This window comes from Bacillus cereus group sp. BfR-BA-01379, from assembly GCF_022663605.1.
GTDB classification, from domain to species: domain Bacteria; phylum Bacillota; class Bacilli; order Bacillales; family Bacillaceae_G; genus Bacillus_A; species Bacillus_A mobilis.
In genome coordinates this window covers 1-14,216 of record NZ_JAKUFT010000100.1, presented here as the reverse complement: position 1 = coordinate 14,216, position 14,216 = coordinate 1, and the positions used below count along the sequence as shown (strand labels likewise).

Below are 14,216 nucleotides of genomic sequence, written 5' to 3'. Positions count from 1 at the left end.
AACAATAACCAAGGTGGAAACGACAACCAAGGCGGAAACGATAACCAAGGTGGAAACAATAACCAAGATAATAATACAACCATTGATCCAAAAGCTCTTAAAGATGGTGAATACAGTATTGGCTTTAAAGTTTTAAAAGATAAAACAGAAGAAATTTCAATCATGAACACATATACAAAGAGTCCAGCTGTACTAAAAGTGAAAGATGGTAAGAAGTATGTATCGTTTACATTAACGAATAGTGCATGGATTACAAAATTTGAGTTTGAGAAAAATGGTTCTTTTGTTAACGCAAAAGTGTTAAGTGAGAATAAAGAGCAAAATACAAAAGTAGTAGAGTTAGAAGTAGAGGATTTATCGAAAAAATTAAATGCAAAAGTAAAAGTAGATATTGATGCAATGAATTATCACCATTTCTACGATGTTCAATTTGTATTTGATGAAAACAGTATTAAAGCTTTAGGTAACCAAGGTGGAAACGACAACCAAGGCGGAAACAATAACCAAGGTGGAAATAACAATCAGGGCGGAAACGATAACCAAGGTGGAAATAATCAACCAAAAGTAATAGTTGATCCAAAAAATTTAGTAGATGGTGAATATGATATTCCATTTAAAGTGTTAAAAGATAAAACAAATGAGATTTCAAAGATGCATGACTACACTGTACATCCAGCAAAATTAATCGTGAAAGATGGTAAAAAGTACATTGAAATGACGCTGAAAAATAGTGCGTGGATTACGAAATTCCAAACAGAAAAAGATGGTCTATTTGCTGATGCAAAATTAGTGAGTGAAGATAAAAATGCAAATACGAGAGTAGTGCAATTTGAAGTAAGTGATTTATTTGCAAAATTAAATGCAAAAGTAAAAGTAGATATCGACGAAATGAATTATCATCATTTCTACGATGTCCAAATTCAATTTGATACAAATAATATTGGTGGGTTAGGAACGATTAAAGAGGATCCAAAAAAAGATCCGAAAAAAAATCCGAACAATCCAGTGATTACACCGAAAGTAGATAATATAAAAAAATTAGATAATCCTGATTTTAACCGAAATGCAGATGATAAGAAGAAAAAAGAAGACCAAAAAAATGATTCGAAAAAAGAGAAAAACTCAAAAACGGCAGATACAGCACAACTAGGCTTATACATGGTGCTACTGCTTGGGTCACTTGCTTTACTAGTTCGTAAATATAGAGCAGGTAGATTGTGATTTTTGAAGTCTTGATGCATGTTCGCATGCATCAAGACTTGTTTCATATTGTTCGGAAAGGAGTGGTGATTGAGAGTGAAGAAACTTGCAAGTGTACTAATGGCTATCATTTTATTAGTGAGTATAGCTGGATGCTCGGCGCCAAAAAAAGAAGCAGCAAAACAGGTGAAGAGTGAGAGTAAAGAGAGAGTTGTTGCCACGACAGTCGCTGTTACTGAAATTATGGATGCGCTAGAAGTCGATTTAGTGGGTGTTCCAACGAGTACGAAAGGTTTACCAAAGAGATATAAAGGTTTACCTGAAGTCGGGAATCCGATGAGTCCTGATATGGAAAAGGTAAAATCATTAAAGCCGTCAGAAGTATTATCCGTGACAACACTTGAATATGAATTAAAGCCAGTTTTTGATGGTGTGGGCATGAAAGCAAACTTTTTAGATTTAACAAGTTTGAAAAATATGCAAAATTCCATTAGTAAATTAGGTAAGCAATATGGACGCGAAAAACAGGCTGAAGCAGTTGTAACGAAGTTAGATAACAAAGTTGCAGAAATTAAAAAAGCAGTAAAGGGAAAGAAAGAACCGACAGTGCTTATTTTATTAGGTGTGCCGGGAAGTTATTTAGTAGCAACAGAGCATTCTTACATTGGTGATTTAGTGAAACAACTAGGTGGTAAAAATATTGTGCAAGGTGAACAAGTAGAATATTTAGCTTCTAATACAGAGTATTTAAAAAAAGCAGATCCAGACATTATTTTACGAGCAGCTCATGGTATGCCTGATGAAGTTGTGAAAATGTTTGATAAAGAATTTAAAACAAATGACATATGGAAGCACTTCGCTGCAGTTAAAAATAACCGTGTTTACGATTTAGAAGAGCGTTTATTTGGGACGACAGGCAATTTAGCAGCAATTGAAGCGTTAGATGAATTGAAAAAAATGATGTATCCGTGATGCATTTTAATATAAAGGAAGAGTGGAATGAATAAAAAAACTTGGAGTTTCCTCATTGTTACTGCATTGCTTATTGTTATGACATCATTGTCAGCAATGAAAGGGAGTTTAGAAATAGGGATAGTGGACCTTGTACAAGGGATATTTACAGGGACCAATGAAGATGTTGAAGTAATTAAAGATTTACGTTTCCCGCGTATTATTATTGCACTGTTCACTGGAGCAGCTCTTGCTGTTTCGGGTGTGCTTTTTCAAGCTGTTATGAAAAATCCACTTGCTGATGCTGGAGTGATCGGTATTTCTTCAGGAGCAAGTTTTATGACACTTGTTATTATTACGTTATTCCCACAATTCTTTTTCTGGACACCAGTATTCGCCTTTTTAGGTGGTGCGTTTGCATGTTATCTCGTTTATGCATTTTCATGGAAGTCAGGGTTAAGTCCACTTCGCATTATTTTAGTTGGTATAGCGATTAATGCGATGTTCACTGGGTTAAATGAATCGTTCATTACGATTTGTGGATATTTCATTAAGAGTATTAAGCAAACGACGACTTCTAACATAACGATGAAGACGTGGGGCGATGTAGAAATAATGGTTACGTATGGAACAATTGGTCTTATTCTTGCTCTGTTTGTAGGAGCTTGGTGTAACTTATTATCGCTACAAGATAAGACTGCGAAAAACTTAGGTTTGCACGTGACAAGAGTTCGTCTTATTATCTCTGCTATTGCAGTACTTTTAGCGGCAGTATCAACAGCGATTGCAGGTGTTATCGCTTTCGTAGGATTACTCGTTCCGCATATTTCAAGGCAACTAGTCGGTTCAGATCATAAAGTATTAATTCCATTTTCTGCTCTTGCAGGAGCGTTATTAATTTTGACGGCGGATACGATTGGAAGGTTAATTGTGCCACCTAATGAAATTCCAGCGGCGACGATTATGGCAGTTATTGGTGGTCCATTCTTAATATTCTTGCTTAGAAAGAGTGATAAAGTTCATGGAAATTAAAAATGTAACCTTTTCTTATGATAATATAACGGATCGATTAAAGTCGGTTAGTAGTGAAATAGAAATTGGTAAAATTACAACAATTATTGGTCCAAACGGTTGCGGGAAATCGACATTACTTGGCGTGATGTCAAGAAATCACGAGCCTCGTAGCGGAGAGGTAATATTGGATGGAAAGGCGATTAGCCAATATAAACCGAAAGAGTTTGCTAGAAAGTTAGCCGTTGTCCATCAACAAAATGAAGCACCGGCAGATATGACGGTGGAAAAATTAACAAGTTTTGGTCGTATGCCTCATAAAAATATCTTTTCCTCACAAACTGATGAAGATAGAGAAGCAATCGAAAGGGCTTTAGCATGTACGAATTTGCTAAGCAAACGTGATAAAGAGATTCATGCTTTATCTGGTGGAGAAAGACAACGTGTTTGGATTGCTATGACGTTAGCTCAGAAAACACCAATGCTCTTTTTAGATGAACCGACCACCTATTTAGATATTTATTATCAACTTGAAATATTAGAGTTAGTAAAAGAGTTAAATGAAGTACATGGATTGACGATTGTTATGGTATTACACGATATTAATCAGGCGATTCGCTATAGTGATCATATCATTGTTATGAAAGACGGTGAGATTGTTACGAAAGGTAAGCCGAATGATGTTGTGACAGAAAGTATGATAAAGACGATATACGGTGTAGATGTCGTTGTAAAGCAAGATGAAGATACAGGGTTGTATATGGTCCCAATGGGTATTTAAATATGCGAACAATCCGTTTTGAGGTGATAATTTGAGTAGTAAAAAAGAACGGAAGAAGAATTCTTTTTTTCAACGAATACTTACAGTTGTTTTTTTAGGTACCTTTTTCTATTCAGTATATGAATTAGGTGATATTTTTATGGATTACTATGAAAATCGTAAAGTAATGGCCGAAGCACAAAACATTTATGAAAAAAGTCCGATGGAAGAGCAACCACAAGACGGGGAAGTGCGTAAACAGTTCAAAGCCTTGCAGCAAATTAACCAAGAAATAGTTGGATGGATTACGATGGATGATACACAAATTAATTATCCAATCGTTCAAGCGAAAGACAATGATTACTATTTATTTCGTAATTATAAAGGTGAAGATATGAGAGCAGGAAGCATCTTTATGGACTATCGTAATGATGTGAAATCTCAAAATCGAAATACTATTTTATATGGTCACCGTATGAAAGATGGTTCTATGTTTGGAAGTTTAAAGAAAATGTTAGATGAAGAATTTTTCATGTCACATCGTAAATTATATTACGATACATTATTTGAAGGATATGATCTTGAATTGTTCTCGGTGTATACAACAACAACTGATTTTTATTACATTGAAACGGATTTTAGCAGTGATACGGAATACACATCATTTTTGGAGAAAATCCAAGAAAAATCGCTGTACAAAACGGATACAAAATTGGCAGCAAGTGATCAAATCGTAACACTTTCGACGTGTGACTATGCACTTGATCCGGAAGCAGGAAGGTTAGTTGTGCATGCGAAACTAGTAAAAAGACAGTAAATAAAAAGTATAGAATATGAGAAGTGGTAACGCTTCTCATATTCTATACTTTAAAAAAAGAAATATATTTACTGTGCTGCAGCCATTGGCATACGTACAACTTTCACATCATAGTAAGAGATTTTATTATCAAGAATATAATCTGGCATTCCACCTTGATGTGAGTGAGCTGCTTTAAATGCTGGGCTCTTCGTCCAACCTTGGAAATCTTCTTTTGCATTCCAGCGTGTGCTAATTGTTACTTCATCATAATCAACTGTATTTTGCGTTAGAAGAACTTCTAATCCTAAAAAGCCTGGCATTGTTTCAACTTGACCTACTTTATTAAAACGATCAATTAATTTATGTCCATTTCCCTTTGTAATTTTAGCTGTATTTGTAACGATAATCATGTTTTATTCCTCCTATTAAATGTAGCCTGTATTTTCGAGAACTCATATACATTAAATGATAATGAAAATCATTATCATTGTCAATGGTAAATGTGAAATATATAAGGATTTTTTCTATTATGTTGGACAGTAAGATTTCCATTTCAAAATGTAGTAACTATGTGGCAGTTAAGAGGGAGAATGAGCGAGTTGTACTAGCAAAGCAATAATATGGTATAGTGAAACGAGGTTATTTTTTAGCCTCGTTTTTTATATGCTTCCTACGAATTAGAAAGCATGCAAATGGAAAGGAAGTTATTATATGCGATCAGAAGTAACTGTAAAAATAAAACCTAAATTTATAAAAGAAATTAAAAGTGGATATCCGCTTATTTTAAAAGATGCAATTCAAAATTTAAATGATGTTCAGGAAGAAGGAACAATCATTAAAGTAGTAGATGAGAAGAATCAATTCATTGGAAAAGGCTATTATGGAAAACAAAATAAAGGATACGGCTGGATTTTAACGAGAAAAGAGAGTGAACAAATTAATCAATCTTTCTTTGAAAGTAAAATTAAATCTGCCTTACATAAACGAAAGCAATTTTACAAAGCAAGTGATACGACAGCATTCCGCGCCCTAAACGGTGAAGGTGATGGTCTTGGTGGCTTAATCATCGATTATTATGATGGCTATTATGTAGTAAGTTGGTATAGTGAAGGGATTTATACTTTCAGAGATGAGATTATAGCAGCTCTTCAAAAAGTAGCAAACTTTAAAGGCATTTATGAGAAAAAGCGTTTTGATACGAAAGGGAAATACATTGAAGGCGATGATTTCGTAGCAGGAGAGCGCGGTGAGTTTCCGCTTATCGTAAAAGAGAATGGTGTGAACTTTGCTGTTTATTTAAATGACGGAGCGATGGTTGGTGTATTTTTAGATCAGCGTAACGTTCGAAAACAAATTCGTGATAAGTATGCAAAGGGAAGAACCGTGTTAAATATGTTCTCTTATACAGGTGCTTTCTCTGTATTTGCAGCGCTTGGCGGAGCGAGCAAGACGACGAGTGTGGACCTTGCAAATCGTAGTTTAAGTAAAACGATTGAGCAGTTTAGTGTAAATGAAGTTGATTATGAAGCACAAGATATTATTGTAGAAGATGTCTTTCTGTACTTCAAATATGCAGCGAAGAAAAAAATGAAATTTGATATGGTTGTACTTGACCCTCCAAGCTTTGCACGCTCAAAAAAATATACATTTAGTGCAGCGAAAGATTATAAAAATTTATTAAAAGAAACAATTGCCATTACAGAAAATAACGGGATTATCGTTGCTTCTACAAATTGTAGCGCATTCGATATGAAAAAGTTTAAAGGTTTTATCGATACAGCATTTAAAGAGATGAATGGCAAATATAAAATATTAGAAGAACATTCATTACCAGAAGATTTCCGTACCATTGATCAATTTAAAGAAGGAGACTATTTAAAAGTAGTTTTCATCGAGAAAATTAAAGGTTAATAAAGAAAAGGAGCTCGAGTTTACTTGAGCTCCTTTTCTTATTGAATGATATTTTGTACTCTACCGACTTGCCCGTCCTGCAATCGCACTTTAATGCCATGCGGATGGGAAGGGGAGTTTGTTAAAATATCTTTTACAATTCCACGTGTTAATTTGCCTGTGCGTTGATCTTGTTTTAATACAATATCAACTTCAAGGCCGGGTGCGATATTAGAACGTTTTTGTCCGTTCATTTATACACCTGTACGTCTACGTTGGTTGTTTGTTTTCTTCGTTTGTTGGTTTTGTAATTTTTTTGTTTCTTGGCTTTGGTTTTTGGCAGTTTGACCATTACCGTTACCTTGCTTTTTCTTTGCAAGTTGTTCGCGCATTAAATCAGCTAAGCTTACTTTTTTGTTTTCTGACATGATAAAGTCTCCTTTATATAAAGTTAATTATGAACTATCGTAGTAAATTTCATCATATCATTGTTAGGGAAGGAAGGGAAGTTGGTTTGAAAATTCATATAATTCTTCACAGTGTTCAGTCGTTGCGATACAATTAAAATGTTAATGTTTGTAAAAAAGGGGATAGACATATGGCGCATCATATTTTATTAGTTGAAGATGATATTTCAATTCAAGAGATGGTGGAAAAGTATTTAATAAAAGAAGGCTTTCAAGTAACAATTGCGTCTGATGGAGAAGAGGGTGTGAACACATATTTAAAAGGTTCATTTGATTTGATTATCCTCGACATTATGATGCCAAAGCTAGATGGCTTAGAGGTTGTGCGAATCATTCGAGAAAAAAGTGCTGTTCCGATTTTAATGATGTCGGCAAAAGATACCGATGTTGATAAAGCTGTTGGATTAGGACTTGGAGCAGATGATTACATTTGTAAGCCATTTTCTATGATCGAATTAGCTGCACGTGTAAAGGCAGGTATTCGGAGGTCTACGAAATATTCAGCTACAGAAGAAACAGAAAAGATGATTCAAATTGGTGATCTAACAATTGATCCAATTAATTTTACGGTTGAAAAAAACGGGAAATCGCTCAAACTTACTTTAAAAGAATTTGATATTTTAAAGCTATTCGTAAAGAATCAAAATCGTGTATTTACGAAAGCACAAATCTATACGTTCGTTTGGAACGAAGAGTATTACGGTGACGATAACGTTATTAATGTTCATATGAGAAGATTGCGTGAGAAAATCGAAAGTGATCCATCTAATCCAGAATATATTAAAACGTTATGGGGCATCGGCTATAAGTTGGAAGTGATGTAATATGGTCAATTTGTTACTGGGTATTATTTTTATGTTGTTATGTGTCATTTACATACAATATAAAATGAGAAAAAATAGTAGTAAAAATTTACGATACACATATGGAAAGTTAGAAAGTATTGTAAATGGACAAACAGGTGAGAAGTTACTTGTTATGACAGATGATCTAGAATTGCAAAAATTATTAGTGGCAATTAATCAATTATTAGATGCAAAACAGAAAACGAATGCAGATCATGCAAAAGTAGAAATTTCGATGAGAAAAATGCTTTCAAATATTTCACATGATTTAAAGACGCCACTAACAGTTATTCTTGGATATACAGAAATGTTAAATAAGGATAAAACGATAAATAAAAAAGAACAACAAATATTACTTGAAAAGGTGCATGTGAAAACACTAGAAGTAATGGAACTAATTCATAAGTTTTTTGATTTAGCAAAATTAGAATCTGGCGACAAGGCAATCGAGATGACGAAAGTAAATATGAATGAAGTTTGCCGCGAGAAGATTTTATCTTTTTATGATTTAGTGACGACAAAAGGGTTTCAAGTTCATCTTGATATACCAGAAAGAAATATATTTGCACTTGGAAATGTAGAAGTATTAGGCAGGGTGTTGAATAATTTAATATCAAATGCGATTACATATGGAGACGATGGAAAGACACTTGGTATCACGTTAAGAGATGATGAAACGAGTGTGTATATAGATGTATGGGATATAGGAAAAGGAATTGACGAATCTCATATTGATAAAGTGTTTGAGCGTATGTACACACTTGAAGATTCGAGAAATAGATTGTATCAAGGAAGCGGTTTAGGGTTAACGATTACGAAAAGGCTTGTGGAAGCGATGGACGGAGAAATACATCTTTCTAGTAAGCCGTATGAAAAAACAATTTTTACAGTTGTATTAAAAAAGATGCTGTTTTAGCTTGTAGAGAAGTAGATTCTACAAGCTTTTTTTCAGCGTAAGGAATTTGTAAGGAACGGGTAAGAAAAAAGAGAATTCCATTGTCTATTATAGGAGTATAAGGTAGTGCGAAAGGAGACAGTGACATGACATATATATTAAAAACGAATCAGTTAACGAAAGTGTTTAAAGGGAAAGAAGTTATTTCTAGCGTTAACATGCATGTGAAAAAGGGAGAGATATACGGTTTCTTAGGACCGAATGGTGCAGGTAAAACAACGATTATGAAAATGATCACCAATTTAATAAAACCGACGAGCGGTGATATTGAAATTTTTGGTGAGAAGTTAACGGATACATCTTATGAATTGTTAAAGCGCATGGGGACAATTATCGAATATCCAATCTTTTATGATAAATTAACGGCGAAGGAAAACCTAGAATTACATTGTGAATATATGGGGTATTACGATAAAAACGCAATTGATCATGCTTTACATTTAGTGAAGCTACACGGTATAGATGATAAAAAAGTAAAAGATTTTTCATTAGGGATGAAGCAAAGACTTGGTATTGCAAGGGCGATTATGACGAAGCCAGAATTACTCATTTTAGATGAGCCAATTAACGGCTTAGATCCAATTGGTATTAAAGAATTAAGAGACTTATTTAAAATGCTTTGCAAAGAATATGGTATTACGTTATTAGTCTCTAGTCATATTTTAGGCGAGATGGAACTAATGGCAGATACAATCGGTATGATTCAAAATGGAAAACTAATAAAAGAAGTTTCAATGAAGAGTATTAACGGAAAACAAACAGAGTACATTGAAATTACTGTTCCTGAGGTGAAGCGTGCAGCTTATATTTTAGAAGATAAACTCGGTATAAAAAATTACAAAATAATGAGTGGAAACATGATTCGTGTGTATGAATTGAAGGCGTCGCAGCAAGCTATTTCAAAAGCACTTATTATGAACGATGTAGAAATTGAAAGTATTAATAAGAAACATAGTTCCTTAGAAGAATATTTCTTAAATGTAATGGATGGAGAGGGCATTCATGCTTAATGGATTGTTAGTGAATCTAGTAAGTGGATTGATTGTGATGTTCATAAGTGGGATTTTATATTATAGAAAACCTGAGCGGAAATGGCCGTTAATTTTACTAGTGATAGGAATAGTAAGCGTAGTTATGGCTGGAATTAGAATGTTAGTAGCATAGAGATCGTTATGTCAGTAATGGAGGTGTGGTTTATATGTTTAAATTAATGAAACTTGAATGGAAGAAACATAAATTATCTAGTTACTGTAAAGGGGTAGCCATTTGTATTATAGCAATTTTTGCTGCGGTAAGTCTTATGGGGTTGGGAGTGAAAGGTGAAGGAGATGTGACGCTCACTGATTTCACAAAGTATATGACTTTAGCAAATCTCTTTATTAGGATGACATTTCTTATTTTTAGTGCGGTCATTTTATCACGTTTAGTAATTGATGAGTATAAGAACAAAACGATGCAACTATTGTTTATGTATCCACTACAAAGGAAAAAGTTAATGAGAGCGAAATTAACAATTGTTTTTAGTTTTTGTTTTGTGAGCATGATTATCGCTACTTTCAGTATTAGCTTGCTCATATTTTTTATGAACCCAATGATGGGGCTAATTGAAACACCTATTACGATGGGCGAAATAATAGCTACTGTTCCAGCTACCTTTATAAGCGCATTTATGATATCTGGTATTAGTTTAATTCCTTTATTTTTTGGGATGAGAAAGAAATCGGCACCGACAACGATTACTTCTGCAGTAATAATTGGGATGTTAATGAACAGTAACTATGGAAATGGTGTAAGTTTTTATGATTATATTGTTATTCCAATTTCACTCTGTTTATTAGGAATTTTCATTAGTTATCTATCGTATCGTAAAATCGAAAAGATTGATGTGGCTTGAAGCAAGCATAAAACAACAATGAACTGGGGTATGAATGTTGAAAAAAATAATAGTAATTGCAATTTTATTTGTGACAATTGCTAGTATGATTTTTGGTTTTAAGACATTTCAGGGGAAAGGTTTTAAGAAAGAAAAGTCTTTTGGGATAAATCATATAAAAGAGATAGAAGTGGACAATGAAAACTGGGATATTGAGTTGAAAAGTACAGACGCTAACAAAATAGTAATTTCGGCTCAAGGTAAACGAGTAGATAAAGAGATAGATCCCGTCGAAATAGAACAAGCAGGAAATAAAGTTATAGTTAAGCAAAAAGAAAAGGCGACCAGATTTTTTAATGGTTTTACGTTTAGGAAGAAAAATAGTATATCTATAGCTATTCCAAAGAAAGAAATAGATAAAATTGTATTAAATAATAAATCGGGTGATGTGAAAATAAGCGATATAGAAGTGAAAAATATCGTGACAAAAAGTGAGTCCGGAGATGAAATGGTTGTAGGACTATCAGCGGAGAAAGGTGAATTCATATCGCAAAGTGGAGAGTTAGCTGTAAAAGATAGTTCAGTACAAGAATTAAATATAAAGTCTACGACTGGTGATAACTATATAACAAATGTAAGTAACTCAAATATGAACATCACTTCAACATCTGGGGAAGTATTATTGAAGGATATGAAAGAAGGAAAATCGTTATTTGTAGAAACAAAATCAGGAGATATTGGCGTACGGTATAAAGGTGTTCCGACATCTTTAAAACTTACGGCTAAAAGTAATTCATCTGACGTAATGGTGAATGTAAAAGGATTTAAGAAAGATAAAAATACAGAAAAGGTAAAAGCAGGAACCATTGGTGATGCAAAAAACGAAGTGAAGATTTTAAGTAAAACAGGAGCGATTTATATCGATTAAAATGTAAATGGAAGGAGGACTATTATGCTACGTCTTATGAAGCTAGAATTAAAAAAGTTTAAGCTTGGATGGTATGTGAGGGGAGCGATTATTGCAAATATCGCTATACTGGCATTACTAATCTTTACGGGCATCGTTTCTCAAATAGAAGGAGATCCAGAAATGAGAGATCCACAGATGGTTTTGTTAATGGCTAGTACATTAGTAAGAGCAACATTTATTATTTTTGGTAGTGTGTTAATCGCAAGGTTAATAATTGGTGAATATAAAAACAAAACAATACTACTTATGTTTTCTTATCCAATTAACCGAAAGAAAATGATGGTTAGTAAGTTGGTTATTACAGCAACATTAACATTTATAACAGTTATTTTATCTAATATTTTAGTAGTAGGAATGTTCTTTGGGATAGATAGCTATTTTTCAATTCTTCCTAATTCATTCACAGTAGATCAATTGATGCGAGAAGGGATAAACCTTGTTCCTTTAGCCGTTGCAACTGCGGGAATAAGTTTAATCCCACTATATTTCGGAATGCGTAAACGTTCAGTGCCAACTACAATTGTTTCATCCCTGATTGTTGTATCAATTGCAATGAACAGCACTACGTTTTCTGTAGCAACTTTTCTTCCTCTTCAACTAGCATTGGCAGCAATTGGAGTTGTGATTGCATGTTACGGAATTAAAAATATAGAGAAGGAAGATATAACTGTATGACAAGAATAAGAAAAAAGAGTTGACGTTACAGCAACTCTTTTTTGTATATGTATGCTTCGTTACTACTCTGTAAATTTGGAGTGTTTGCTTAAATACGCTTGTACTCCTGGAGAAATATTAAAGTTATTAGGACTTTTATATTCGATAGTAAACTCTCCGTCTCTACTTGTCTCAAATGAGATTGCATAGCTATTCATTTTAGCATCGTAAGAAGTATTTTTGACTTCCGCATCTAGATCAAAGTATTTTGTAATATATTCTTTTGATTCTGTAACTGCTGTTTGTTTCCCCCAAGGGGTACCATAATTTGTGAAATAAAGAGATACGCTAATAACTCCGATAATAGAAGTTAGTAAAATAGTTCTCATAACTATTTTTTTATTTTTTGTATTCAATTTGGTTGCTCCTCTTCATAATATGTATTCATTTTAACCTATCTTTTCCATAAAACAACCATTTAGTAAAAAATAGTTTCACATGAAACAAGTTACAGAAAAAGACAAGGGTTGTAAATTCCTTGTCTTTTTTTGTTGTTACATTTTAGGAGCTTCCATTCCAGCTGCAGCCCATTCCTCTTTTGATGGGCCATATACGCCAGGGACTGTTAAGCCGGCTTGTCGCATTAAAACCGTCATTTGTCCACGATGGTGATTTTGATGATTAATAAGTGTCATTAAAAATATAGAATTTGGCATAGGACGACCAAAGAAGTCATTAATAGTAGCTAAGTCTTTATCCGTCCATTCACCTTGAAGTGCTTCAACAAAAGCCGCATTCACTTTACGATAACCATCTGCAATTGTTGTGGCAGAACTTGGAACAGGATAATCTTTCGTTTCTCCTTCAAACTTAAGCCCTGTACCAGACAGCATAACAGGAATTGCCGTCACGATATGCCAAGCAACTCTGCCTAATGTCCAGTGCCCAGGTGCAATTTCTTGTGATAAAGACTCATCTGTTAATGCATCGAGCATTTTTTGAGTAGACTCAGCCTCGTATGTCCATGATTGCAAGAAGCCTTCAATAGTTTGGTACATATTTATCCCTCCTAGTTATGTTCATAAGTTACATTCGTGAAAAAAAGATAGTTTCCTTTTAAACTCACCTTCTTCCCACTCTTCCTCATCCCCCATAAGAAATAAGGTGCTCCAAGTACAGCAGCGTTCAAAATGGCACTAACGATAAAGATTTGAATAATCGCTAAGCCGAGAGCTGAAATAACTATTCCTATTAAGCAAGGGCTGTTGGGCGAAATCCTAATTTTCATGAAAAGAAAAGTACAATTCCAACTGCGAGTAGTCCGTCGATGAATACACCAATTGGATTGAAGTTTGTATGTCTATGCAGAATGGAGAAAAAGAAATTCGTTTGAGCAAGAAGGCGAAAGTACAAGCAAAAAGAGAGCGAATCGCATGTAATAATTACTAGAATGTATGGAATGAATCTGTGTTTATCCCCACTAGGTAAAGTAGTTCTTTTTTATTTAGATAGGTGTTTTCTAACTCGGTGATTGTACGTAAAAGATTGAATGTAAAGGACGTGATCAACATGTCTTCATGGAGCAATAATATAAATGGATATTGTGGGTGTAATAATCAAAATGGTGTACATGTTGATTCATGCTGTTTTAGTTGTGATGGGACAGTTCCTAAGCTGGGCCCAACAGGTCCAACGGGTCCAACAGGAGCAACAGGTTCAACAGGCCCAACAGGAGCGACAGGAATAACAGGAGCAACAGGCCCAACAGGAGCGACAGGAATAACAGGAGCAACAGGCCCAACAGGAGCGACAGGAATAACAGGAGCAACAGGTCCAACGGG

General features: G+C 34.3%; 18 protein-coding genes and 1 pseudogene. 14 read left to right on the top strand and 5 right to left on the bottom strand.

The features are described from left to right. From MR113_RS24830 to srtB, 5 genes are all read left to right on the top strand, one after another. Positions 1 to 1,221, top strand: a 1,221-nt coding sequence (locus MR113_RS24830; protein WP_242257213.1) for an NEAT domain-containing protein, incomplete at its 5' end; no start/stop codon positions are given. A gap of 69 nt (positions 1,222 to 1,290) precedes the next feature. After that, positions 1,291 to 2,172: a heme ABC transporter substrate-binding protein IsdE gene (isdE, locus tag MR113_RS24825; RefSeq protein ID WP_242257212.1), complete on the top strand. Its 882-nt coding sequence runs from the start codon at positions 1,291 to 1,293 to the stop codon at positions 2,170 to 2,172. A gap of 27 nt (positions 2,173 to 2,199) precedes the next feature. Next, positions 2,200 to 3,183, top strand: coding sequence for a FecCD family ABC transporter permease (locus tag MR113_RS24820; protein WP_097818329.1), 984 nt, complete (start codon positions 2,200 to 2,202; stop codon positions 3,181 to 3,183). After that, the gene (locus tag MR113_RS24815) at positions 3,173 to 3,943 is read left to right on the top strand and encodes an ABC transporter ATP-binding protein (protein ID WP_242257211.1); all 771 of its coding nucleotides are present in this window, start codon (positions 3,173 to 3,175) and stop codon (positions 3,941 to 3,943) included. Before MR113_RS24820 ends, MR113_RS24815 begins: the two co-directional genes overlap by 11 nt. A gap of 31 nt (positions 3,944 to 3,974) precedes the next feature. Continuing rightward, positions 3,975 to 4,739, top strand: coding sequence for a class B sortase (gene srtB / locus MR113_RS24810; RefSeq protein ID WP_242257210.1), 765 nt, complete (start codon positions 3,975 to 3,977; stop codon positions 4,737 to 4,739). A 68-nt stretch (positions 4,740 to 4,807) separates the two neighbouring features. Here the strand turns inward: srtB and isdG are convergent, their stop codons facing one another. Beyond that, complete coding sequence (gene isdG / locus MR113_RS24805; RefSeq protein ID WP_000587815.1) at positions 4,808 to 5,131, bottom strand: heme oxygenase; 324 nt, start codon at positions 5,129 to 5,131, stop codon at positions 4,808 to 4,810. A 301-nt stretch (positions 5,132 to 5,432) separates the two neighbouring features. On the opposite strand from isdG, the gene MR113_RS24800 reads away from it, so the two are divergent. Further along, on the top strand, positions 5,433 to 6,632 hold the full coding sequence (locus MR113_RS24800; RefSeq protein WP_061677079.1) for a class I SAM-dependent rRNA methyltransferase: 1,200 nt from the start codon (positions 5,433 to 5,435) through the stop codon (positions 6,630 to 6,632). 38 nt (positions 6,633 to 6,670) lie between these two features. On the opposite strand, the gene MR113_RS24795 is transcribed toward MR113_RS24800, so the two are convergent. After that, entirely contained in the window at positions 6,671 to 6,865 is a 195-nt protein-coding gene (locus tag MR113_RS24795; RefSeq protein ID WP_063262677.1) for a YwbE family protein, read from the bottom strand. Then, positions 6,866 to 7,039 (bottom strand): hypothetical protein, encoded by a 174-nt coding sequence (locus tag MR113_RS24790; RefSeq protein ID WP_001293582.1) that lies wholly within the window; start codon positions 7,037 to 7,039, stop codon positions 6,866 to 6,868. Positions 7,040 to 7,209: 170 nt separating this feature from the next. Here MR113_RS24790 and MR113_RS24785 point away from each other — a divergent pair, with 170 nt between their 5' ends. The 7 genes from MR113_RS24785 (at position 7,210) to MR113_RS24755 (ending at position 12,396) form a co-directional block, all read left to right on the top strand. Then, positions 7,210 to 7,902: a response regulator transcription factor gene (locus MR113_RS24785; RefSeq protein ID WP_242257209.1), complete on the top strand. Its 693-nt coding sequence runs from the start codon at positions 7,210 to 7,212 to the stop codon at positions 7,900 to 7,902. Position 7,903: 1 nt separating this feature from the next. After that, a complete protein-coding gene (locus MR113_RS24780; protein ID WP_242257208.1) occupies positions 7,904 to 8,839 on the top strand; it encodes a HAMP domain-containing histidine kinase in 936 nt (311 codons plus the stop codon). Between the two features lie 125 nt (positions 8,840 to 8,964). Then, a complete protein-coding gene (locus tag MR113_RS24775) occupies positions 8,965 to 9,888 on the top strand; it encodes an ABC transporter ATP-binding protein (RefSeq protein WP_242257207.1) in 924 nt (307 codons plus the stop codon). After that, the gene (locus tag MR113_RS24770) at positions 9,881 to 10,042 is read left to right on the top strand and encodes a hypothetical protein (protein ID WP_012261777.1); all 162 of its coding nucleotides are present in this window, start codon (positions 9,881 to 9,883) and stop codon (positions 10,040 to 10,042) included. Before MR113_RS24775 ends, MR113_RS24770 begins: the two co-directional genes overlap by 8 nt. Positions 10,043 to 10,076: 34 nt before the next feature. Further along, positions 10,077 to 10,772 (top strand): ABC transporter permease, encoded by a 696-nt coding sequence (locus tag MR113_RS24765; protein ID WP_242257206.1) that lies wholly within the window; start codon positions 10,077 to 10,079, stop codon positions 10,770 to 10,772. 34 nt (positions 10,773 to 10,806) lie between these two features. After that, positions 10,807 to 11,679, top strand: a complete 873-nt coding sequence (locus tag MR113_RS24760; RefSeq protein WP_242257205.1) for a DUF4097 family beta strand repeat-containing protein — start codon at positions 10,807 to 10,809, stop codon at positions 11,677 to 11,679. 24 nt (positions 11,680 to 11,703) lie between these two features. Beyond that, on the top strand, positions 11,704 to 12,396 hold the full coding sequence (locus tag MR113_RS24755; protein ID WP_242257204.1) for an ABC transporter permease: 693 nt from the start codon (positions 11,704 to 11,706) through the stop codon (positions 12,394 to 12,396). Positions 12,397 to 12,458: 62 nt separating this feature from the next. Here the strand turns inward: MR113_RS24755 and MR113_RS24750 are convergent, their stop codons facing one another. Then, on the bottom strand, positions 12,459 to 12,791 hold the full coding sequence (locus tag MR113_RS24750; RefSeq protein WP_242257203.1) for a YfjL-like protein: 333 nt from the start codon (positions 12,789 to 12,791) through the stop codon (positions 12,459 to 12,461). A 138-nt stretch (positions 12,792 to 12,929) separates the two neighbouring features. After that, a complete protein-coding gene (locus tag MR113_RS24745) occupies positions 12,930 to 13,433 on the bottom strand; it encodes a DinB family protein (RefSeq protein ID WP_242257202.1) in 504 nt (167 codons plus the stop codon). Positions 13,434 to 13,944: 511 nt separating this feature from the next. Here MR113_RS24745 and MR113_RS24740 point away from each other — a divergent pair. Beyond that, positions 13,945 to 14,216 (top strand): annotated as a pseudogene (locus MR113_RS24740) (BclA C-terminal domain-containing protein); the annotation flags it as partial.

Excerpts from the sequence above, each read along its gene's own strand:
- MR113_RS24820 (WP_097818329.1), top strand. The coding sequence starts at position 2,200 with ATGAATAAAAAAACTTGGAGTTTCCTCATTGTTACTGCATTGCTTATT.
- MR113_RS24815 (WP_242257211.1), top strand. The coding sequence starts at position 3,173 with ATGGAAATTAAAAATGTAACCTTTTCTTATGATAATATAACGGATCGA.
- isdG (WP_000587815.1), bottom strand. The coding sequence starts at position 5,131 with ATGATTATCGTTACAAATACAGCTAAAATTACAAAGGGAAATGGACAT.
- MR113_RS24800 (WP_061677079.1), top strand. The coding sequence starts at position 5,433 with ATGCGATCAGAAGTAACTGTAAAAATAAAACCTAAATTTATAAAAGAA.
- MR113_RS24795 (WP_063262677.1), bottom strand. The coding sequence starts at position 6,865 with ATGAACGGACAAAAACGTTCTAATATCGCACCCGGCCTTGAAGTTGAT.
- MR113_RS24790 (WP_001293582.1), bottom strand. The coding sequence starts at position 7,039 with ATGTCAGAAAACAAAAAAGTAAGCTTAGCTGATTTAATGCGCGAACAA.
- MR113_RS24785 (WP_242257209.1), top strand. The coding sequence starts at position 7,210 with ATGGCGCATCATATTTTATTAGTTGAAGATGATATTTCAATTCAAGAG.
- MR113_RS24780 (WP_242257208.1), top strand. The coding sequence starts at position 7,904 with ATGGTCAATTTGTTACTGGGTATTATTTTTATGTTGTTATGTGTCATT.
- MR113_RS24775 (WP_242257207.1), top strand. The coding sequence starts at position 8,965 with ATGACATATATATTAAAAACGAATCAGTTAACGAAAGTGTTTAAAGGG.
- MR113_RS24770 (WP_012261777.1), top strand. The coding sequence starts at position 9,881 with ATGCTTAATGGATTGTTAGTGAATCTAGTAAGTGGATTGATTGTGATG.
- MR113_RS24765 (WP_242257206.1), top strand. The coding sequence starts at position 10,077 with ATGTTTAAATTAATGAAACTTGAATGGAAGAAACATAAATTATCTAGT.
- MR113_RS24760 (WP_242257205.1), top strand. The coding sequence starts at position 10,807 with ATGTTGAAAAAAATAATAGTAATTGCAATTTTATTTGTGACAATTGCT.
- MR113_RS24755 (WP_242257204.1), top strand. The coding sequence starts at position 11,704 with ATGCTACGTCTTATGAAGCTAGAATTAAAAAAGTTTAAGCTTGGATGG.
- MR113_RS24745 (WP_242257202.1), bottom strand. The coding sequence starts at position 13,433 with ATGTACCAAACTATTGAAGGCTTCTTGCAATCATGGACATACGAGGCT.